This window comes from Gemmobacter nanjingensis (assembly GCF_014652195.1).
Taxonomy (GTDB): domain Bacteria; phylum Pseudomonadota; class Alphaproteobacteria; order Rhodobacterales; family Rhodobacteraceae; genus Gemmobacter; species Gemmobacter caeni.
In genome coordinates, this window is the sequence record NZ_BMYI01000024.1 from 26,832 (window position 1) to 46,655 (window position 19,824).

The window sequence follows — 19,824 nt, forward strand, 5'->3', positions numbered from 1 at the left end:
GTCGTGGCCCGCGAGGGGCGAAAAAGGAGCATGGGATGAGCAAAAGAGACGAACTGATCGCCAAATATGCCGATGACCTGCGCAACAAGTGCAAGATGGACCCGGATATGGATCTGCTGCGCAAGGTGACCATCGGTTGCGGACCGGCGATCTACAACGCGGACAGTGAAACCGTTGCCGCCTCGCAGCCGGACGAGCTTGAAACCGTGAAGAAGAACTTCCTGATGAAGAAGCTGGGTCTTGCCGACAGCCCGGCGCTGATGGAAGCGATCCATGCGGTCGTGGAGATTTATGGCCGGTCCGAGCGCAACAAGTATCGCGCGGTTGTCTACTACATGCTGACCAAGCATTTCGGTAAAGAAGCCGTTTACGGCTGATCCGCCCGGCAGATGCACAGCGCCCGCAGATCCTGCGGGCGTTTCGCATTTTAAGGACTTGGTCTTTGCAAGGCCTGACCGAGTCGCGCTATGGTCAATCCATGGACAGGATGTCCGGGGCCTTTTTCAGAACACGCGTGGTGCTAAGGGAGCGCGTGGGGTGGATGGAGGGCCCCTTTGGGGTTGGGGCCCTCCATTTTTTACGGCTCGACGCCCCCCATCCGGCAGACGATCTTCCATTCGGCTTCCGTCACCGGCTGCACTGACAGGCGCGACGTCTTGACCAGCGCCATCTCCTCCAGCCCCGGTTCGGTCTTGCAGGCCTCCAGCGTTACAGGCCGTGCAAGCGGGCGAATGGCGCGGATATGTACGCAATCCCAGCGGGGATCATCGCTGGTGCTGTCCGGCGCGCTTTCGGCGCTGACCTCGACGATGCCGACGATCTCTTTCCCCTGATTGGAGTGGTAGAAGAACCCCCGGTCACCGATCTTCATGGCGCGCATGTTGTTGCGGGCCTGATAGTTGCGCACGCCGCCCCATTCCTCGCCCGCGTCCCCTTTGGCGACCTGCTGGTCCCAGCTCCAGGTGTCAGGTTCGGATTTGAACAGCCAGTAGTTCATCCTATCACCTTCTTCCATTCGGTGATCTGCACGCTTTCGAACAGCCCGGCCCTGGCATAGGGATCGGCAGCGGCCCAGTCGCGCGCCTGATCCAGCGTCTCGACCTCAAGGATCACCAGCGAGCCGCACATCTCGCCCGCCTCGTTCAGGAACGGCCCGGCCATCTCGACCACGCCGGTCGACCGGATGTGTTCCAGATGGGCGGGGCGGTTTTCCTGCCGGATATGCAGGGATTGCGGTTTGTCCTTGCAGACGAGGGCGACGCGCATGGGTTACTCCTGTTTCAGCGGGCGGGAAAGAAGGCTCTGTATGGCCTCGGTGACGGTGATGCGGCCATCGACCAGCGCGGCAACGGCGGTCGAAACCGGCAGATCCAGCGCCTGCGTGCGGCCGATTTCAGCGACAGCGCGGGCGGTCGCGGCGCCCTCTACCGTGGTTGCGGGGTCGAAACTTTCGCCCCGGCCCAGCGACAGGCCAAAGCTGAAATTGCGCGATTGCGCGGATGTGCAGGTAAGAACAAGGTCGCCGAAGCCCGACAGACCGGCCAGCGTTTCGGCCCGCGCACCGCGTGCCAGCGCAAAACGCAGCATTTCGGCATAGCCGCGCGTCATCAGGGCGGCGCGGGCGGAATCGCCAAGGCCCGCGCCGATCACCACGCCCGCCGCAATGGCCATGACGTTCTTCAGGGCGCCGCCCAGTTCGGCTCCGATGACATCCGGGGTGCGATAAAGCCGCAGCACCGGGGTCGAAAGCCGTGCTTGCAGATGCGCACCAAGCGCATCGTCCCGGCAGGCGAGGGTCAGTGCGGTGGGCAGGCCGATGGCAATGTCTGCGGCGAAGCTTGGGCCGGTCAGCACGGCGGGGGCGGGACCGCCGAGCGTGTCGAGGATTTCGACAGGGCCCAGTCCGGTGGTCAGATCGACCCCTTTGCAGCAGGCGACCAGCGGACGGCTGGCAAGCCGCGCGCCATGATCCGCCACGAAGCGGCCAAGCGCCTGCATCGGCACCGACAGCAGCAGCAGATCGGCGTCATCGGTCTGGGCAAGATCGGCGGTCACGGTCACGCTGCCGGGCAACACCAGCCCCGGAAGCCGGCGGATCTCGCGCCCAGCCTGACCACGCCCCCACAGGACCACGGGGCCTTCGCGGCCAAGCGCGGCGGCCAGCGCCGCGCCGAAGGCGCCAGACCCGAGAATGGCAATCTTCATGCCTTCGCCCCCTTCTTGCCCGACCCCAGAAGGGCGGGGCTGGTGCGGTCCAGCGGCCAGCGCGGGCGGGCCGACAGATCCAGCCCGTCAGGGCCACGGGTTGCCAATTGCTCGATCCCCGCCCAGGCAATCATGGCGGCATTGTCGGTGCAAAGCGCAAGGGGCGGGGCTAGGAAAACCGTCTCTGATCCGCTGCACAGGGCCTGAAGGCGCGCGCGGATTTCGGTATTGGCCGCCACCCCGCCTGCCACGGCGAAGGTCTGGACCGGATGCGCAGCCAGTGCGCGGCGCGACTTCTCGAACAGCACATCCGCCACGGCCTGCTGAAAGCCTGCGCAAAGGTCCGCACGATCCTGCCGCCGCAGCCCGCCGTGTTCGGCAATCAGCGCATCGCGCTGCCGCAACACTGCAGTTTTCAGGCCCGAGAAGGACATGTCGCAGCCCGGCCGGTCCAGCAACGGGCGCGGCAGGGCAAAACGCTTCGCGTCGCCCGTTGCCGCCTCGGCCTGAACGGCGGGGCCGCCGGGTTGCGGCAGACCCAGCACCTTGGCGACCTTGTCGAAGGCCTCGCCCGGCGCGTCGTCGATCGAGCCGCCCAGACGGGTGAAATCATCCGGCCCGTCCACGCGCAGGAACTGGCAATGGCCGCCCGAAACCAGCAGCATGAGATAGGGATAGGCGATTCCGTCGGTCAGCCGGGGCGTCAGCGCATGGCCCGCCAGATGATTGACCCCGATCAGCGGCAGCCTGGTCGCGGCCGCAAGTCCCTTGGCGCACATGACGCCGGACAGGACGCCACCGATCAGCCCCGGTCCCGCTGTCACGGCGATGCCGTCCAGATCGGCCAGACCCAACCCCGCCGCAGCCAGCGCACGTTCGACGCAAAGGTCGATGCGCTCTGCATGGGCGCGGGCGGCGATTTCCGGCACCACGCCGCCGAAATCGGCATGCAGCGCCACCTGCCCCTCGACAACTGAGGACAGGATTTCCGGCGCGGCGCCCGCGCGGCGGCGCACCACGGCGGCGGCAGTATCGTCGCAACTGCTTTCGATGCCCAGCAGGGTCAGGCTTTCGGTCATGGGCTTTCCGTTGAAACGCAGATGCGACCGGGGTAACACCGCAGTCATGCTCAGGCAATCCCGCGCCCCCGCTGCGGTGCGGCCTGCGGTCATCCTGACCCGGCCCGCTGCGCAATCCGCCCGTTTCGCCGCGCAGCTTTATGCGCGGCTGGGCGAGGGATTCGATATCCTGTGCTCGCCGCTGATGGAGCCGGAGTTTCCCGCAACCCGCCTGCCCGATGGCCCGTTTGAGGCGCTGATCCTGACCTCGGGCACCGCGCTGGAGGCCCTGCCGCATCTGACCGGTTCCTTACCCCCCCGCGCCTTTTGCGTCGGGCGCCGCACGGCTGATGCGGCTCGGGCGCACGGGTTCGATGCCGTTTCTGCCGATGGGGATGCCGAGGCTCTGCTGGCCCTGTTGCTGGATCAGCGCCCGCAGGGTGGCCTTCTGCACCTGCACGGGGAAGAGCCGCGTGGCGATCTGGTTGTGCGGCTGCGCGCTGCCGGGCTGCGCGCCGAGGGGCTGTGTGTGTATCGCCAGCGGCCAAGGTCGCTGGCCGCTGCGGTGATCGCCCGGCTGGAACAGCCGGGGTATGTCCTGTTCCCGGTCTTTTCTCCACAATCGGCCCAAAGCCTCGCCGAAGCGCTGCGCGTCTTGCCGCGTCCGGCCGCCATGATGCAGTTCACGGCAATTTCCCGTGCAACCGCCGAACCGCTTCTGCGTTTCTGTCTTGGGCCGGTGTCTGTTGCGGCGCAGCCGGATGCCGGGGCGATGCTGGATCTGCTCGATCCGCCGCCATGGGACAATCCGTGCCTTGAGGCACCGGGATCGAAAGACTAACTTCGGGTGGAAGCGCAGAAAAAGGGGGATGGAATGGCCGAGACCGGGGACCGCGCAGCGGATCAGAAGGCGGAGCCCGTCACCCTGACGGAGCCGGAACAGGGAATGCCGGTTGCAGAGCCGGATATAAAGCCCGTGTCAGAACCCGCGCCCGTCGCAGCGGAGCCACCCCCCGCCAAAGGCGGCGGATTTGGCCGTTTCGTTGGGTTGACCTTCGGGGGTGTCGTGGCAGCAGGGCTTGGCTTTGGGCTTGCGACCTTCGGCGCGCGTGAGGGCTGGCCGCTGGTCACGCCGCCGCAGGCTGGCGTCGAGGCCATGCAGCACATGCAGCAAGAGATCACGAGCCTGCGCGCGCAGCTTGAGACCGCGACCGCGCTGGCGGGACGTATTGAGGCGCTGGAACAGCGTCCTGCCCCCGTGGCAGATCTGGCACCGCTGGAGAATCGCCTGACGAAACTTGAATCACAGGGCGATGGCGGGGCCGCACTGGCGGCGCTTCAGGCGCAGGTGGCCGATCTGGCCGCGAAAGTGGCGGCGCAGGCCGGGGATGCGGGGCGGATCGCCGAGGAGATCCAGAGCCAGGTGCAGGAGCGGCTGGATGCGGCCGAGGCGGAAACCGTGCAATTGCGCGCCGCTGCCGAACGTCGCGCGGCGCTGCTTGAGGTGGAAACCGCGCTGAAAAGCGGTAGTGGCCTGTCTGCCGCCGTCAGCCGGGCCGAAGCGGCTGGTGTGACTTCCCCTGCCGCGCTGACGGAATTTGCGGCCTCCCCGGTGACGCTGACCAGCTTGCAGGACACCTTTGCCGAGGCCGCGCGAGCGGCGATTTCGGCGGATGCAGGCACCACGGCGGAGGCGGGTCTGGGCGAGCGGATGGCGAGCTTTCTGGTCAGCCAGACCGGCGCCCGATCGCTTGAACCGCGGGAGGGTGACGATACTGATGCCGTGCTGTCACGGGCTGAGGCGGCGCTGCGGCAGGGCGATGTGGCGGCTGCGCGCGGATTGGTCGGGCAATTGCCCGAGGCGGCCCAGACCGCGATGGCAGGCTGGTCGGCCGAGGCGGATCGCTGGCTTGCCGCACAAATGGCAATTGCCGATCTTCTTTCGGCCGGTTGACAGGAGAACCCGATGCTTTGGACGCTTGTGAAAGTTCTTCTGTTCTTTGCGTTTGTCGCCGGGTTGACCTGGGGCGGCGTGATGCTGCTGGAAAACGGCGAGCCTGTTCGCATCGTGGCGGCAGGGCAAGAGTTTACGCTTGGGCCGCTTCAGGTTGTCGTCGGGCTGTTTGTCCTGCTGTTCGGGCTGTGGCTGCTGTTGAAGGTGGTCAGCCTGCTGTTTGCGGTGCTGCGCTTCATCAATGGCGATGAAACCGCGCTCAGCCGTTATTTCGACCGCAACCGCGAGCGAAAGGGCTATCGCGCGCTTGCCGATGGCATGGTTGCGCTGGCGGCGGGCGAGAATCGCGTGGCGCTGTCGCGGGCTTACAAGGCCGAAAAGCTGCTGGGCGAGCCGGAACTGACCGACCTTCTGGTCGCACAGGCCGCTGAGGCGGCGGGCGACAATGCCAAGGCGACCGAGGCCTACAAACGGCTGCTGGAACATGACCGGACCCGGTTTGTCGCCATCCGGGGCCTTCTGTCGCAGAAGGTGGCAGAAGGAGACCGCGAGACCGCGCTGAAGCTGGCTGAAAAGGCGTTTGCGCTGAAGCCTCGTCATGCCGAAACGCAGGATATTCTGCTGAAGCTTCAGGCCGATGCGCAGGACTGGAAGGGCGCGCGGCAGACGCTTCAGGCCAAGATGCGTGGTGGTGGGCTGACGAAGGATGTGTTCCGCCGCCGCGATGCGGTGCTCGCGCTGCAAGAGGCGCAGGGGATCATGGATGAAAGCGCCTCGATCGAGGCGCGCGAGGCGGCGATTGCCGCCAACAAACAATCCCCTGATCTGATTCCCGCGGCCGCTATGGCGGCCCGCAGTCTGGCGCTGGCCGGGAATGCCAGGGGCGCGACCCGCATCCTGAAAAAGGCGTGGGAGGCGCAGCCGCATCCCGATCTGGCGGCGGCTTTCGCCGAGATCGAACCGGAGGAAAGCGCCGATGCCAGGCTGAAACGCTTCCGCGCTTTGACAGCGGTGCATCCCGATCACCCGGAAACCCGGATGCTGCTGGCCGAGCTGAACATCGCGGCCGAGGATTTCCCGGCGGCCCGTCGTGTGCTGGGCGATCTGGTCGAGACCAAACCCACCGGGCGGGCGCTGGCGTTGATGGCGGCCATCGAACGGGGCGAAGGTGCCGATGAGGCGGCGGTGCGCGGCTGGCTGGCCAAGGCGCTGACCGCGCCGCGCGGCCCGCAATGGTGCTGCGACAAATGTCAGGCGATCCATGCCGCCTGGGCGCCGATCTGCGATAATTGCGGTGGCTTCGATACGCTGAGCTGGCGCGAGCCGCCGCAGACTGCGACACCTTCGCCCACCGGGACGGAAATGCTGCCGCTGCTGGTTAATCCGCCCGCGCCGCCTGCTGCCCCGGAACCGGAGCCCGAAGTTGCCGAGGTGATCGAGCCGGAGGTGATGGACCCGCCGCAACCTGCACCGAAGCAGGCGAAGGACGACGAGCCGATCGACCTCGCGGCGATTGTCCGCAGCGCAAGCTAGGGGCGCGAGGCCGCCGGGCTGCCGCCCGTCCATTTGCGGAAGGCGCGGTAAAAGGCGCTGGGCTCGCTGTAGCCCAGTTCGGTCGCGATATCGGCAACCGACAGGCTTGCCTCTTGCAGAAACTGCCGCGCCAGTGTGGCGCGGCGCGCGTCCTTGAGCGCGGCAAAGCTTTGGCCTTCGGCATGCAGGCGTCGGCGCAGGGTAGCGGTGGACATCCCGAAGCTGCGCGCCAGTTCCGGAAAATCGGGCCAGTCCGCGGGTGCCTGGCTGGCCAGCAGGTGCCGCACCCGCGCCGCCATGCCACCATCCTCACGATAGCGCACAAGGATATTGCCCGGCGCCCCGCGCAGAAACCGTTGCAGTGCGGCCTCGTCCCGGTTCACCGGCAGGCGCAGCCAGGTGGCTTCGAAGCTGAGGCTTGTGACCGGCTGGCCGAACAGCACCGGGGCGCCGAAGAAGCTTTGATAATCCTCGCGCTGCGGCGGGGCCGGGCAGGCGAAGCTGACCTGACGCAAGGGGATGCGCCGCCCGATCAGCCAGCAGGCCACCCCCATCAGGATCAGCCAGTAGGTGCGATAGGCGAAGGCGCTGCGCGGTTCGGCGGTGGTCAGTTCGATCACAGCAAGGCCATCACGGATCGTCAGTTCCCCGCGCGGGTCATCCAGTACCACGGCCAGAAAGGCGATGGCCCGGCGCAGCGCGGGGGCCAGTGTCTCGCTGCCAAGGCTGGCGTGGCACAGCAGGGCAAAACTGCCGGGCCGCATCGGGCGGGCGGCAAGGCCGAAAAATTCATCCCCCGTCACCCGCGCAATCTCGGTCCACAGGCGGCCATATTCCGCTGTGCTGAGGGGGCTGGCCCCATCTTCCGGCAGGCCGAGGCGGGCCAGCAAAGGGGCGGGCGCAATTCCGGCAAGCGGCAGGCAGGACAGGGCATCGGCCACGAAGCCGGGGGTGATGGGGCGGTCTTCCATTGGGATATGGTAAAAACGATCATTGAATTAGGCAATGAATGTCATTGAATGCAAGGCGGAAGGGCCTACCCTTGCGCGCGGAGGATGAAGGGAGGCGAAGGCATGGAAATCAGGGATCGGGTCGTTCTGGTGACCGGGGCCGGATCGGGCCTTGGGGGTGCCGTGGCGCGCATGGTGGTGGAGGGCGGCGGCAAGGTCGTTCTGCTGGATGTGAATGCCGAAGCGGGCGCCGCGCTCGCGGCCGAGCTTGGCACGGCCGCGCTGTTCCGCCGTACTGACGTGACCAGCGACGCCGAGGGGCAGGCGGCGATCGCCGCCGCGCTGGGCAACTTTGGCCGGGTGGATGCGCTGGTGAACTGCGCAGGTATCGCGCCGGGTGAGCGCATTGTCGGTCGCGACGGGCCGCATGCACTGGACAGCTTCGCCCGTACCATCTCGATCAACCTGATCGGCACCTTCAACATGCTGCGCCTCGCCGCCGCCGCCATGGTCGGCAACGATCCCGGCCCGGATGGCGAACGCGGGGTGATCGTCAATACGGCCTCCATCGCGGGGATCGAGGGGCAGATCGGCCAGGCCGCCTATGCCGCTTCGAAAGGCGGGGTGATTGCCCTGACGTTGCCCGCCGCGCGGGAGCTTGCGCGCAGCGGTATCCGCGTGTTGACCATCGCGCCGGGCATCTTTGCCACGCCGATGATGGCGGGCCTGCCGCAGGATGTGCAGGACAGCCTTGGCGCGGCGGTGCCCTTCCCCTCGCGTCTGGGGCAGGCGGCGGAATACGCCGCGCTGGTGCGTCATATCTTTGAGAACCGCATGCTGAACGGCGAGGTCATCCGGCTGGACGGTGCGCTGCGCATGGCGCCGCGCTGAAGCCGGGAACAGGAGGAAATCATGGCACGAACTGACGATCCCGTGGTCATCACCGGCTATGTCCGGACACCGATGGGCGGCTTCATGGGCGATTTCGCCGGGCTTTCCGCCAGCGAACTGGGGCTGGTGGCTACGAAAGGCGCGCTGGCCCGCAGCGGACTCGACCCGCAGTCGGTGGAGCAGCTTTACTTCGGCTGCGTTCTGCCCGCCGGTCAGGGGCAGGCGCCCGCGCGGCAGGTGGCGCTGGCTGCAGGGCTGCCGCTGTCCACCGGGGCGGTGACGCTGAACAAGATGTGCGGCTCTGGCATGATGGCCGCGATGCTGGCACATGACGCGTTGCTGGCGGGCAGCGCTGAAGTCATCGTGGCGGGCGGGATGGAAAGCATGTCAAATGCGCCCTACCTGCTGCCCAAGGCCCGTGCAGGTTACCGTATGGGCCATGGTCAGGTGATGGACCACATGTTCCTCGACGGGCTGGAAGATGCCTATGACAAGGGTCGCCTGATGGGCACCTTTGCCGAGGATTGCGCGCAGACCATGGGCTTTACCCGCGAGGAACAGGATGGCTATGCGCTCACCTCGTTGTCGCGGGCGCGTGCTGCGATTGCCGATGGCAGTTTCGCGGCCGAGATCGCGCCCGTGGTCCTGAAGGGCCGTGGCGGCGAAACCGTCATCGACACGGACGAACAGCCCGGCAAGGCGCGGCCTGACCGTATCCCGACCCTGCGCCCGGCCTTCCGCGAGGGCGGCACGGTGACGGCGGCCAATTCCTCGTCGATCTCGGACGGGGCGGCGGCGCTGGTGCTGATGCGCCGGTCCGAGGCGGAAAAGCGCGGCCTGACCCCACTTGCCGCGATTCGCGGCCATGCCACCCATGCCGACAAGCCGGGCCTGTTTCCGACCGCCCCCATCGGCGCCACGCGGCGGCTGATGGATCGCGCGGGATGGTCGCTGGCCGATGTGGACCTGTTCGAGGTGAACGAGGCTTTCGCGGTGGTGGCCATGGCCTCCATGCGCGAGCTGGACCTGCCGCACGACAAGGTGAACGTGCATGGTGGTGCCTGTGCGCTTGGCCATCCGATCGGCGCTTCGGGCGCGCGGATCATGGTCACGCTGCTGTCTGCCTTGCAGAAATATGGCCTGAAACGCGGCGTCGCGTCCATCTGCATCGGCGGTGGCGAGGCAACGGCGGTGGCGCTGGAGTTGCTGTAAGGATCGGGTGCAACAGCCTTTCGCTGCCAACCCCATGGCAAAGGAATAGCTGTTGCACGTCTTCCTGCGCTCGTTTAAACGAAGCCGCGATGCTTTGGTCAGGTGACTGACCGCGACAGCAGGAAAGACTTGTGCGCGCGGCCCGCCCGTTGTAGGCCGCAGCAGAGAAGAATGCCGGTGTAGCTCAGCTGGTAGAGCACGTCATTCGTAATGATGGGGTCGGGGGTTCGAGTCCCTTCACCGGCACCACTAACCAAATGAAGACAAGCGGTTAGTGGTGCGAATTTCTTCTCAGCACCGATCAGCAGAAAATCCGCAGGCCTTTGACCCGTTCATGGGCTGACGCAAGCTGACTTCGCCAGGATGGTTTCCTGCCCTTCCGCGATGCGGATGACTACGCCTTGTGGCGAGGTCAGGCTGTGCAGGGCAGGCAGATCCCGCCCTGTCAGCAGCCCGCGCAGGACCAGCAGAACCACCTTATGCGCCACGATGATGGTGGGTCGTTGCATGTCTTCCAGAAATGCCCGGAGCCGGAGGGTCAGCTTTTCCAGCCCCTCGCCGCCCGGAGCGTTCTGGTAGAGGTCGAAATCATCCTTGCAACTGGCCGCCAATACCGGGAATTGCGCGGCGCGTTCGGCGGGGGTCAGCCCTTCCCACGCCCCGCAATCCAGTTCGCGCAGGCGCGCATCCGTCACGGGAACCACCTCGCCAAGCGCGATGGCGGCGGTGCGTTGCGCGCGGGGCAGGGGGCTGGCGTAACAGGTATATCTGCGCAGGTCCGGCAGATGGGTGGCAAGAATACGCGCCTGTTGTTCGGCCTGCCGCAGGCCCAGTTCGGTCAGCGGCGAGTCCTTGCTGCCCTGAATGCGCCCTTCCCGGTTCCATTCGGTTTCGCCATGGCGCAACAGCAGGATTTCGGCGGCGCTCACAGCAGCACCGCGCTGTCGGTATTGGCGGAAAGATGCACGGCGGTGCCGGGTTCGAACCAGTCCTGCCCGGCGCTGTGGCTTTGATCGACCACGATTTCGGCCCCGCCGGCCTGCACCAGATAGCGGATCTGGCTGCCCAGAAACTCGCGGTGCAGGATCTGACCGGACAGCGCATTCGCGCCTGCCTCGCGGCGCAGCGTGATGTTCTGCGGCCGCAGCACCATGCGCGTGCCAGTTCGGCCGGCGCTGGAAGGCAGCGACAGCGTATCGCCGGTGCGGGTGCGGAAGCGGGCGCCGCCGGGATCGGCCTCGACCGTGCCTTCCAGAATGTTCGCCGTGCCCAGAAACTGTGCCACGAACAGGTTGACTGGCGTATCGTAAAGCTGCTGCGGCGTGCCGACCTGCTGGATCACGCCGCCATCCAGCACCGCCATGCGGTCTGCAGTGGTATTCGCCTCCTCCTGATCATGGGTCACGAAGATGGTGGTCAACCCGAGCTTGCGTTGCAGCGCCAGAAGCTCGCGCCGCATCTGCACGCGCAGGCTGGCGTCGAGGTTCGACAGCGGCTCGTCCAGAAGCAGAACCTTGGGCGCGATGACCACCGTGCGGGCCAGTGCGATGCGCTGCTGCTGCCCGCCCGAAAGCTGGTTCGGCATGCGGTCGGCCAGATGGGCAAGGCCCACCAGCTCCAGCGCCTCATCCACGCGGCGGCGGATCTCGGCGCTGGCCACCTTGCGTTCGCGCAGGCCGAAAGCCACGTTCTCGCGCACCGACATATGTGGCCAGAGCGCGTAGGACTGGAACACCATGCCGACATCACGCTTCCACGGCGGCAGATCGGCCACGGGTCGCCCGCCGATGCGGATTTCGCCCTGCGGACGTGGCCCGAAGCCGGCAATCGACCGCAGAAGCGTCGATTTGCCAGAGCCGGAGGGGCCGAGGAAGGCGAAGAATTCGCCCGGTTCGATGGTCAGGTTGACCCCGGTCAGCACATTGGTGCTGCCGAAGGACAGATGCAGGTCGCGGATTTCGATTCCGGCCATTTCGCTGTGCATGTGAAGAGCTCCTTGCAGCTTGTCTCAGTGCTCGCGCCCGGCGGTGCGCAGCTTCTTGTCGCGTTCGATGATGATCTGGGACAGGACCGTGCCCAGTGCGACGATGACCACGGCCAGCATTCCCAGCGCTGCCCCGGCGCCGCGCCCCGACGGGGTCTGCATGAACAGGTAGATGCCATAGGCCAGCGGGCTGTCACGGTCCGAGGACACCAGCATGATGGTGGCCGACAGTTCCACCGCCGCCGTAGCGAAACTCGTCACGAAGCCCGCAAGAATGCCGCCGGTCATCAGCGGCACCACGATTTTGCGGATCGAACGCAGCTTGGTTGCGCCAAGGCTTTCGGCCGCTTCCTCCAGCGCGAGGCTGACCTGTTGCAGCGCCGCCATGCAGGCGCGCAGCGCGTAGGGCAGTCGCCGGATGGTCAGCGCCAGCGCAATGATGACCCACCAGCTTGCCAGCGGCTTGTCGAGGAAGGGCACGTTCACATCCTGGAAGGTGCGCAAGTAGCCGATCCCGAGTACAACCCCCGGCACGGCCAGCGCGGCAGTGGCAAGGTAATCCAGCCACTTGCGCCCTGCGATGCCGGTCCGCAGCACGATATAGGCGATGGCGGTGCCGATCAGCACGTCCAGCGTAGCGGCGAGGCCCGCGTAAAGGATGGTGTTGACGACATAATCCTGCGACGCCTCCCACATCCGGGCGTAATTGGCGAGGGTATAGCCGTCGGGTAGCGGCGCGAAGCTCCAGATCGTGCCGATGGACAGCAGGAACAGCCCGATATGGGGTGACAGGACTACGGCGAGGATGAACAGCACCACGCCATAGGCCAGCACCTTTTCGCGCGGGGCGAGGTCGCGTTTGGCCAGCCCGCCGCCCCCCTTCTGCACCGTCGCGTAATCCTTGCCGCGCATCACGAGGAACGAGGCCCAGAGCGACAGGATCGAGAAGGCGACCAGGATGACCGAGATCACATAGCCCATCGGATCGCTGATCCCGACCGAGGTGATGCGCAGATAGGCCTGCGGTGCCAGCATGTTGTTGACGTTCAGCAGCAGCGGCGTGCCCAGATCGTCGAACACCTTGATGAACACCAGTGCCGCCCCGGCCACATAGCCCGGCGTTGCCAGCGGAAACACCACGCGGCGGAACAGCCGCAGCCCGTGCGCGCCAAGGTTTTGCGCCGCTTCTTCCATCGAACGGTCAATGTTGCGCAGGCTGGCCGACAGGTTGATCAGGATGAAGGGGAAGTAATGGATCGACTGCACGAGGATCACACCGTTCAGCCCCTCCATGAAGGGAATGGTAAAGCCCAGGTGCTGCCGCAGCAGCAGATTGATCGTGCCATTGCGCCCGAAGATCAGCTGCATCGCCACCGCGCCGACGAAGGGCGGCATGATCAGCGGGATGAAGCCAAGGCTCTGGATCAGGGCCGAGCCGCCGAAGTTGAACCGCGTGGTGATATAGGCCAGCGGCAGCGCGATCACCGTCGCCACCACCACCGACATGGCCGAGACGTAGAAGGAATTGACAAAGCTCTCGCGGAACAGCGCCGTGGCGAAGAAATCACCGAAATTCTGAAGCGTCAGCGCGCCGGTCGCCGGGTTCTGGAAGGCGACATGGATGACCTGAAGCACCGGGAAGATCAGGAAACCGATCAGGAAGATGGCGATGAAGACGCCGGTCAGCGCGATGGGGCTGAGGCGCGGAAACAGGAAGGCGGGAAGCCGGTCGGCAAGCGTCTGCCGTCCCGTGCCCGTGGCGGGTCTGTGGCTCATGGGGGTGGTCCTGCTGGAAAGGGTGCGTGGTGCCGCCGGGGGCGGCCGCACCACGCTGACGGGCGCCGCAGGGCCCTACTTTCCGCGGCGCCGGTTCGGGCATCACATGCCGGCGGCTTTTTCCGCCAGTTCACGGGCCTTGGCGTAATTGGCCACGACCATCGCATCCCATTGTTGTTCAAGCTCGGCCTGGCGCTGGCCGATCTCGTCGCCCTGTTCCTTGCGGACTTTGGTGAAGGCGCCTGCAAAGGCCGGGTCGAGGCTTTGTTCCTCGGTGATCGGCATGGCCTCGATCAGCTTGCGCGCCTCGGCGATCAGCGCCTTGGCTTCGGCATTGTCGCTGCCCGCATGCTTTTCTTCAGCCAGTTGCACAGCGCGCACGGCGGCGCGCAGGTCGTCCAGCCGGTAGGTGACCATGACGTCGAAAAGCGAGCTGACGACGTAGTAACGCGCGCCCGATTTATCGACATCAAACTTCACCGCCGCGCCGATGGAATTGTCGGTGAACGGATTCGGCAACCCTTCAGGTGCTTTGGCATAGGTGGCGGGGTTCACCGGCAGGCGCATGATTGCCGGATCGAACAGCGTTTCCTGCCCCGGTTCCGACAGCAGGAAGGATACGAAAGCCTTCGCCCCCGCCTCGTTCGCCGGATTGGCGACAATGCCGATATTGGCGGGCACCAGCGCGGTGACCGTCGGATAGGCGAAATCGACCGGGAAGCCCGAGGCGCGTGACGAGAAGGCGAAGAAGTCGATCACGATGCCCATGCCGAAATTGCCGGTGTTCACCCCATCCGGCACGCCGAAGGACCGTTCGGTCACGCTGGCGAAGTTGCCCGCCATCCATTTCCAGTCGGCCCAGCCCTGATCCCAGCCTTCGCCCTGAAGCACGGTTTCCACCGTCAGATGCGTGGTACCCGACCGCGAGGGCGAGGACATGCCGACATGACCGAAATACTCGGGCTTCTCCAGATCTGCCCATTCGCGTGCAGGCTCCAGCCCGTTTGCCTCCATGTAGCGGGTGTTCCACATGATGCCGTAACCCGAGGCGGCAAAGCCGTAATAAAACCCGTCGGGATCGTTGATCGGGTAGCTGCCGATCTGGTCGGGGATGCCTTCGGTCGAAAGACCGGCCTTCAGCAGCAGGCCCTCTTTCTTCAGCACCTCGAACGCATCCGGCGCTGAGGCCCAGAACATGTCGGCGGTGTTGTTCGAGGCGATTTCCTTGATGTATTTCACGCCGGATGAGGTGCTTTTGTTCAGCACCTCCAGATCATATTCCGGGTGTGCGGCCTCGAAGGCCTTTTCGATCACCGAGGTCATGTCCTCGGGGAACGAGGTGACGATCACAACCTTGTCGGCCGCATAGGCCGTGCTGGCAAGACAGGTCAGCGCCGCAACAGCGACGGACCCGCGGAGTGCTTTGCCCATGGTTCTCCTCCCTTGAGCGTTTCATTTCACGCCGCTCAGGAGTATGGGTTGCGCGGAATTTGCACAAATTATTGATTTTTATTGATTTTACTTGTGCTCACGGGTCAATCTTGACACGCGGAACGGGTCACGAATGACCCGTCGTCACAACCCGCAGGCTTTCAGGCGCAGATACAGCCGCTTGCGGGGGATGCCCAGCGAATCAGCCGCCTCGGCCTTGCGGCCTCCGCTGCGCCGCAGGGCCGAGATGAGCAGCGCGGTTTCGAATTCCTGCATCGCGGCATCATAGCCCTGCGGTCCTGCGGCCTGTGCATTGTCGTCGCGCAGCGAGACGCGCAAGCCGATCACCAGCCGTTCCGCCACACCGCGCAGTTCGCGCAGGTTGCCAGGCCAGGCATGGTTGCGCAGGCGCCGGATCTCGGGGGCCGAGATTTCGGGGAAGGGGCGTTTGTGCCGCGCCACGGCTTCGCGCAGGAAATGTTCGAACAGCAGGAAGAAATCGTCGCCGCGATCCCGCAACGGCGGAACTTCGATTTCGGCAAGGTTCAGCCGGAAGATCAGGTCGGTCGGCAGGTCGGTGACATCCTCGGGCGGCATCGAGGCCACCACCCGGCAGCGGCCCGCTGTTTCCGGCCCGGTCAGAAGCGAGACGAGGCGCAATTGCAGCGCCTTGCCCATGGTGGAGATACGGTCGATGAACAGCGTGCCTTTCGCCGCAAGCTCCAGCACGCCGGGGCGGCCTGCGCCATTGCCAAGGAACGTCTCGTCGAAATTCGCCTCGGTCAGCCCACCGCCGTCCAGCATGACAAATTCGCCCTCGGACCCGGAAAAATCATGGATCACGCGGGCAATCTGGCCCTTTTCTGTGCCGGTCTCGCCCAGAAGCAGCACATCGACGCGATGCCCGGTCACCGCCTCCACCTCGCGGCGCAGGGTTTTGACCGGCTCGGATTTGCCAAGGATGCGGGCGCGGATATCGGTGCCGCGCGCGATCCGGGCTTTCAGGCGCTGGTTTTCCAGCACCAGCTTGCGGGCGTTCAGCGCCCGGCGCACTGTGGCGATCAGCAGTTCGGGCGGGGCGGGCTTTTCCAGAAAGTCGAAGGCGCCGCTGCGGATGGCACCGACGGCGGCCTTGATGTCCCCATGCGCGGTGATGAGCACGAAAGGCACCGAAGGCGCGGCCTTGCGGACGGCGGTCAGCAGATCCATCCCTGACATGCCCGCCATGCGCAGGTCGGACAGCACGATTCCTTCGAACTCGGGTTCCAGCACGGCCAGAAGCTCGGGGCCCGCCGCGAAGCCTCGCGTGGAAAAGCCCGCGCCCTGCAACAGTTCCAGCGTCGCGTCGCGGAAATCGGGATCATCGTCGACGACATAGATTTCATGGTTCATTGCTGCGGTCCTCCGCTGTTCCCGGCAGGCGCAGGCTTGCCACCGCCCCATGCCCGTCGGCGCGCGACGAGATCCGCAGATCCCCCTGCATGTCGCGCATGATGTTGTAGGAAATCGACAGGCCAAGCCCCAGTCCGCGTCCGGCCTCTTTGGTGGAAACGAAGGGCATCATGGCGCTATCGGGGTCCAGATCGCCCAGACCCACACCGGTATCGGCGACATGCAACAGCCAGTCCTGCGCCTGGCGGGCCGCCGTAACCCCGATCCGCCGCCGGTCGGGCGGGGCATCAGGCCCCAGATCCTCGATGGCATCCACTGCATTCGTCAGCAGGTTCAGGATGACCTGCTCTGTCAGGATCGGGTCGCCGGTCACGCTGGCTCTGCGCGTATCGGCGGCGATGTCCAGCCTCACCCCGGTTTCGACAAGCCGGGTTTCCAGCAGGGCCGCCGCGTTGTCGACCATGCTGCCAAGGTTCAGCGTCTGGCTTTCGAACCGGCCTCGGCGGGCAAAGCGGCGCAGGTGCTGGATGATACCCTGCATCCGTTCGGCTAGGGCGCTGACAAGCTGCGCCTGACGCTCCACCGCCGCCATGTCCCCCGTTTCCATCGCCGATTTCAGCAGCGCCATGCGGTAGGTCATGGCGCCAAGCGGCTGGTTCAGCTCGTGACTGATTCCGGCGGCAAGGGTGCCAAGCGCCGCCATCTTGCCCGCCTGCACCAACTCGTCCTGGGTCTTGCGCAGGTCTTCGATGGCGCGGTCACGGGTGGTGATGGCGCGACGAAATTCGCCTACCGCGAAGGTCAGGCGGGCCATGTCATCGCTTGCAGGCGGGGGCGGGGCCTGCCCTTCCGCCGTCGCCAGAAGATCGTCGGTCAGGCTTCGCAGCGGCACCACGATCCGGGTGCGGATCAGCCGGTCCAGCGCCATCGCACCCACCAGTACCACCAGAAAGGTGCCCCCGATCAGCCAGAGCGCGGTGCGGCGAACCCGGTTGGCCGAAGCTTCGATCCGCGTCAGCACATCGGCTTTTTCATGGGCAGAAAGCTGCTCCAGCCGGCTCTGAAGTGCCTTGATCCCCTGAAGGGTGGTTTCGATTGCGGCATAGGATCGCGTCCGCGCCTCCAGCCAGTCAAGCCGCCGGGTCAGGATTGATCCGTCGCCTTCGACCAGGGCGAAAAGCCGCTGCAACGACTGGCGCAGCGTCAGATATTCGGGTGCCTCGGGCACAAGGGACAGTCGTTCGGCCATCCGTGCCGCGAAATCCTGCAAGAGCGTCGCCAGTTGCCCGATCCGCTCAGCATCATCCGCCACCGCGCCCTGAACCAGCAAGGTCATCGACGTTGCCGCATCGGCACCGATCTCGGCGAAGACATCACGCTCGCGCCGCTCCCGCGTGATGGCGGCGGCAAGGGCATCGCGGTTGCGTGGGTTGTCCGCCCGCCGCAATTCCAGCATCCGGGTTTCGATATTGTAATCGAAATCGCGCAGGATCGGCTCGATCTCGTCCTGGATGTCGATGTTGAGCCAGCGCAGGCTGTCCAGCGCCGCTGCCATGTCGCGCGACAGGGCAAGCTGGGTCTGTGTGCCCTCGATGACACGCTGCATGTTGGCGCGCAGCGGGTCGCCCGTGATGGGCGCGGCCCCCAGGCGTTGCGCAGCCAGCGCCTGCGCCATGGCCTCGTCGATCCGCCGGGTTTCCGCCAGAAGCGCCGCCTCATCGGCCTGTCCCCCCAGAACCGAGGTCGCAAGCCCGGCCAGATCGGCAGAATGCCGGGCCAGTTCGCCCGTCAGCACCAGGCGCGGCACCTCGGTATCGGCCAGCGCGCGGTATTGTCCCTGCGCCTGCCACAGAAAATAGATCGCCAGCGCCAGATTGGCCCAAAGCAGCAGCACGATCAGCCCGACCATCAGCAAAAGCCGCTGCCATATGCCCAGATGCCGGATCATGGCCTGACCCGCTTTTCCAGCCCGGACAGGGCGATGTCGATTGTCGCGAGCTGGCGTTCGATCCGGTTTTCCCAGTCGCGCAGCAGGGTGCGTTGCGGTGTCGGCAGGTCGGTCAGTTCCATCACCCGGTTGGCAAAGCTGGTGCCTTCGGCCATGCGAACCTCATGTTCCGAAATCGGGATTGACTGCATCATCCGACGGATCGCGGCGGTTTCGGCCCTGGGTCCGCGCGCCTCCAGCGCATGCAGCCTTGACCACAAGCTTCGGCGCCGGTCCAGCCGTTCGGTGATTGCCAGATCAAAGATCACATTCACCGCCCAGTAGCGTTCCGACGCCAGCCCGGCATTGTAGCGCAGCCACTGTGATCTGACGGCGGCGCGGATTTCCGACGGGATCAGATCGCCCGCCGCTTCGCGTACACGGGGCGAGATCGGGATGCGGCCGATCCCGGGCTCCAGCAGCAGGCGCTGGCCATCGTCATCGGTGACGCTGGCGATAAAGGCACAACCGGCGCCGGGGTTTCCGGCCCCGGCCAGAAGGCCGATCTGTGCCGGAAACAGGATGGCGGGCGTGCCGTAGTGAAACTGTAGTTCCGGCTCGGCGGTGCCCGCCAGAAAGTCGATGGTCAACCCGATGCCGAAGCGCCCGCTGCGGATGCCATCGGTCACGCCGAAGCTGCGCGAGGTGACGGTGGCAAGGTTTTCGGTCAGGGCCAGAAAGAAGCCCCAGCCATCATTCCAGCCCCGCACCTGCAAGAACCGCTCCACCGTCATATGAGCCGTACCGGAGCGTGAGGGTGGCGCCATGCCAATCTGGCCGCGCCAGACCGGGTTCAGCAGGTCATCCCAGTCCTGCGGCGGGTTCGGGCCATCGCGGCGCAGGGTCCAGCCGATGGAGGACAGGGCGAAAGGGCCGTATCCCTCTGTCGGGATGCCGGTGCAGCCGCTGTCTGCGGCAAACCGCCCCTGCCTTGCCAGAAGTTCAAACGCCTCGGGGGCGGAAGCCCAGAACACGTCGAAGGCCCGATCATTGCCGCGCAGCAGTTCCTCGACCGCCGAAACGGTGTTCTTGTTCAGTACCAGAACATCCAGTCCCGGTGCCCTGGCCTTCATCCGGGCGACGTAGGGGTCGGTCATTGCCGGGGGCATCGAGGTCAGGATTCGCAGCACCTCGGCCCGCGCCGGGGCCGCCACCACGATCAGCGCCCAGACACAGGCTGTCAGCGCGGCCGCAAGATGCCGCGCCGGTTGACGGACAGGTCTGCCCATAAGTGATCTCCTCCCGGTTTCATGAGAAACGGGATGGGCAGGGCCTTGTCCAGTGCGGTGGGGAGGGAGGCGGGCTATGGGTCAATTCTGACACGCTCCCTCTCTCTGGTCAGAGTTTCGCGAGGTTTGGATGAGCGTTGGCGAATGGTTTGAGGTTTTCGAGAAATGTTGTGATGCGGTTGAGGTTTGGGAGATTTTTGAGATCGATGTTCCATCTGCGTG

18 protein-coding genes and 1 tRNA gene are annotated in these 19,824 nt (G+C 65.6%); 7 read left to right on the plus strand and 12 right to left on the minus strand.

Annotated features, from left to right (window positions below; translation table 11 throughout):
- The first annotated feature begins 35 nt into the window (after nt 1–35).
- Nucleotides 36–377, plus strand: a complete 342-nt coding sequence (locus tag IE126_RS22720) for a DUF2853 family protein (protein WP_054302001.1) — start codon at nt 36–38, stop codon at nt 375–377.
- Nucleotides 378–577: 200 nt separating this feature from the next.
- Here the strand turns inward: IE126_RS22720 and IE126_RS22725 are convergent, their stop codons facing one another.
- The 4 genes from IE126_RS22725 to tsaD are packed head-to-tail and all read right to left on the minus strand — an operon-like array spanning nt 578 to nt 3,284.
- Nucleotides 578–997, minus strand: a complete 420-nt coding sequence (locus IE126_RS22725) for an EVE domain-containing protein (RefSeq protein ID WP_108130709.1) — start codon at nt 995–997, stop codon at nt 578–580.
- Nucleotides 994–1,266 (minus strand): YciI family protein, encoded by a 273-nt coding sequence (locus IE126_RS22730; protein ID WP_054301999.1) that lies wholly within the window; start codon nt 1,264–1,266, stop codon nt 994–996. The genes IE126_RS22725 and IE126_RS22730 overlap by 4 nt, the downstream gene beginning before the upstream one ends.
- A gap of 3 nt (nt 1,267–1,269) precedes the next feature.
- Entirely contained in the window at nt 1,270–2,205 is a 936-nt protein-coding gene (locus IE126_RS22735; protein WP_189382432.1) for an NAD(P)H-dependent glycerol-3-phosphate dehydrogenase, read from the minus strand.
- A complete protein-coding gene (gene tsaD / locus IE126_RS22740) occupies nt 2,202–3,284 on the minus strand; it encodes a tRNA (adenosine(37)-N6)-threonylcarbamoyltransferase complex transferase subunit TsaD (protein WP_189382434.1) in 1,083 nt (360 codons plus the stop codon). Before tsaD ends, IE126_RS22735 begins: the two co-directional genes overlap by 4 nt.
- 10 nt (nt 3,285–3,294) lie before the next feature.
- On the opposite strand from tsaD, the gene IE126_RS22745 reads away from it, so the two are divergent.
- The 3 genes from IE126_RS22745 to IE126_RS22755 are packed head-to-tail and all read left to right on the plus strand — an operon-like array spanning nt 3,295 to nt 6,750.
- The gene (locus IE126_RS22745; protein ID WP_189382436.1) at nt 3,295–4,104 is read left to right on the plus strand and encodes a uroporphyrinogen-III synthase; all 810 of its coding nucleotides are present in this window, start codon (nt 3,295–3,297) and stop codon (nt 4,102–4,104) included.
- Between the two features lie 33 nt (nt 4,105–4,137).
- Complete coding sequence (locus tag IE126_RS22750; protein ID WP_189382439.1) at nt 4,138–5,217, plus strand: COG4223 family protein; 1,080 nt, start codon at nt 4,138–4,140, stop codon at nt 5,215–5,217.
- Nucleotides 5,218–5,229: 12 nt separating this feature from the next.
- On the plus strand, nt 5,230–6,750 hold the full coding sequence (locus tag IE126_RS22755) for a heme biosynthesis protein HemY (RefSeq protein ID WP_189382441.1): 1,521 nt from the start codon (nt 5,230–5,232) through the stop codon (nt 6,748–6,750).
- Here IE126_RS22755 and IE126_RS22760 read toward each other — a convergent pair.
- Nucleotides 6,747–7,721: an AraC family transcriptional regulator gene (locus tag IE126_RS22760; RefSeq protein ID WP_189382443.1), complete on the minus strand. Its 975-nt coding sequence runs from the start codon at nt 7,719–7,721 to the stop codon at nt 6,747–6,749. The two genes, IE126_RS22755 and IE126_RS22760, sit on opposite strands and share 4 nt — an antisense overlap.
- 102 nt (nt 7,722–7,823) lie before the next feature.
- Between IE126_RS22760 and IE126_RS22765 the strand changes: the two genes are divergently transcribed.
- From IE126_RS22765 to IE126_RS22775, 3 genes are all read left to right on the plus strand, one after another.
- Complete coding sequence (locus IE126_RS22765; RefSeq protein ID WP_054302025.1) at nt 7,824–8,591, plus strand: SDR family NAD(P)-dependent oxidoreductase; 768 nt, start codon at nt 7,824–7,826, stop codon at nt 8,589–8,591.
- Between the two features lie 21 nt (nt 8,592–8,612).
- Nucleotides 8,613–9,803 (plus strand): acetyl-CoA C-acyltransferase, encoded by a 1,191-nt coding sequence (locus IE126_RS22770; protein ID WP_189382445.1) that lies wholly within the window; start codon nt 8,613–8,615, stop codon nt 9,801–9,803.
- A gap of 173 nt (nt 9,804–9,976) precedes the next feature.
- Nucleotides 9,977–10,052, plus strand: a tRNA-Thr gene (locus tag IE126_RS22775).
- 83 nt (nt 10,053–10,135) lie between these two features.
- On the opposite strand, the gene IE126_RS22780 is transcribed toward IE126_RS22775, so the two are convergent.
- The 7 genes from IE126_RS22780 to IE126_RS22810 all read right to left on the minus strand — a co-directional run bounded on the left by IE126_RS22780 (nt 10,136) and on the right by IE126_RS22810 (nt 19,602).
- On the minus strand, nt 10,136–10,732 hold the full coding sequence (locus IE126_RS22780; protein ID WP_189382447.1) for a histidine phosphatase family protein: 597 nt from the start codon (nt 10,730–10,732) through the stop codon (nt 10,136–10,138).
- The gene (locus tag IE126_RS22785) at nt 10,729–11,787 is read right to left on the minus strand and encodes an ABC transporter ATP-binding protein (protein WP_108130719.1); all 1,059 of its coding nucleotides are present in this window, start codon (nt 11,785–11,787) and stop codon (nt 10,729–10,731) included. The genes IE126_RS22780 and IE126_RS22785 overlap by 4 nt, the downstream gene beginning before the upstream one ends.
- Before the next feature lie 24 nt (nt 11,788–11,811).
- Complete coding sequence (locus IE126_RS22790) at nt 11,812–13,563, minus strand: ABC transporter permease (RefSeq protein WP_189382449.1); 1,752 nt, start codon at nt 13,561–13,563, stop codon at nt 11,812–11,814.
- A 102-nt stretch (nt 13,564–13,665) separates the two neighbouring features.
- Entirely contained in the window at nt 13,666–14,994 is a 1,329-nt protein-coding gene (locus tag IE126_RS22795) for an ABC transporter substrate-binding protein (protein WP_189382450.1), read from the minus strand.
- 144 nt (nt 14,995–15,138) lie between these two features.
- A complete protein-coding gene (locus tag IE126_RS22800) occupies nt 15,139–16,386 on the minus strand; it encodes a sigma-54-dependent transcriptional regulator (protein WP_189382452.1) in 1,248 nt (415 codons plus the stop codon).
- Complete coding sequence (locus IE126_RS22805; protein ID WP_189382454.1) at nt 16,376–18,334, minus strand: ATP-binding protein; 1,959 nt, start codon at nt 18,332–18,334, stop codon at nt 16,376–16,378. The genes IE126_RS22800 and IE126_RS22805 overlap by 11 nt, the downstream gene beginning before the upstream one ends.
- The gene (locus tag IE126_RS22810; RefSeq protein WP_189382456.1) at nt 18,331–19,602 is read right to left on the minus strand and encodes an ABC transporter substrate-binding protein; all 1,272 of its coding nucleotides are present in this window, start codon (nt 19,600–19,602) and stop codon (nt 18,331–18,333) included. The genes IE126_RS22805 and IE126_RS22810 overlap by 4 nt, the downstream gene beginning before the upstream one ends.
- Between the last annotated feature and the right edge of the window lie 222 nt (nt 19,603–19,824).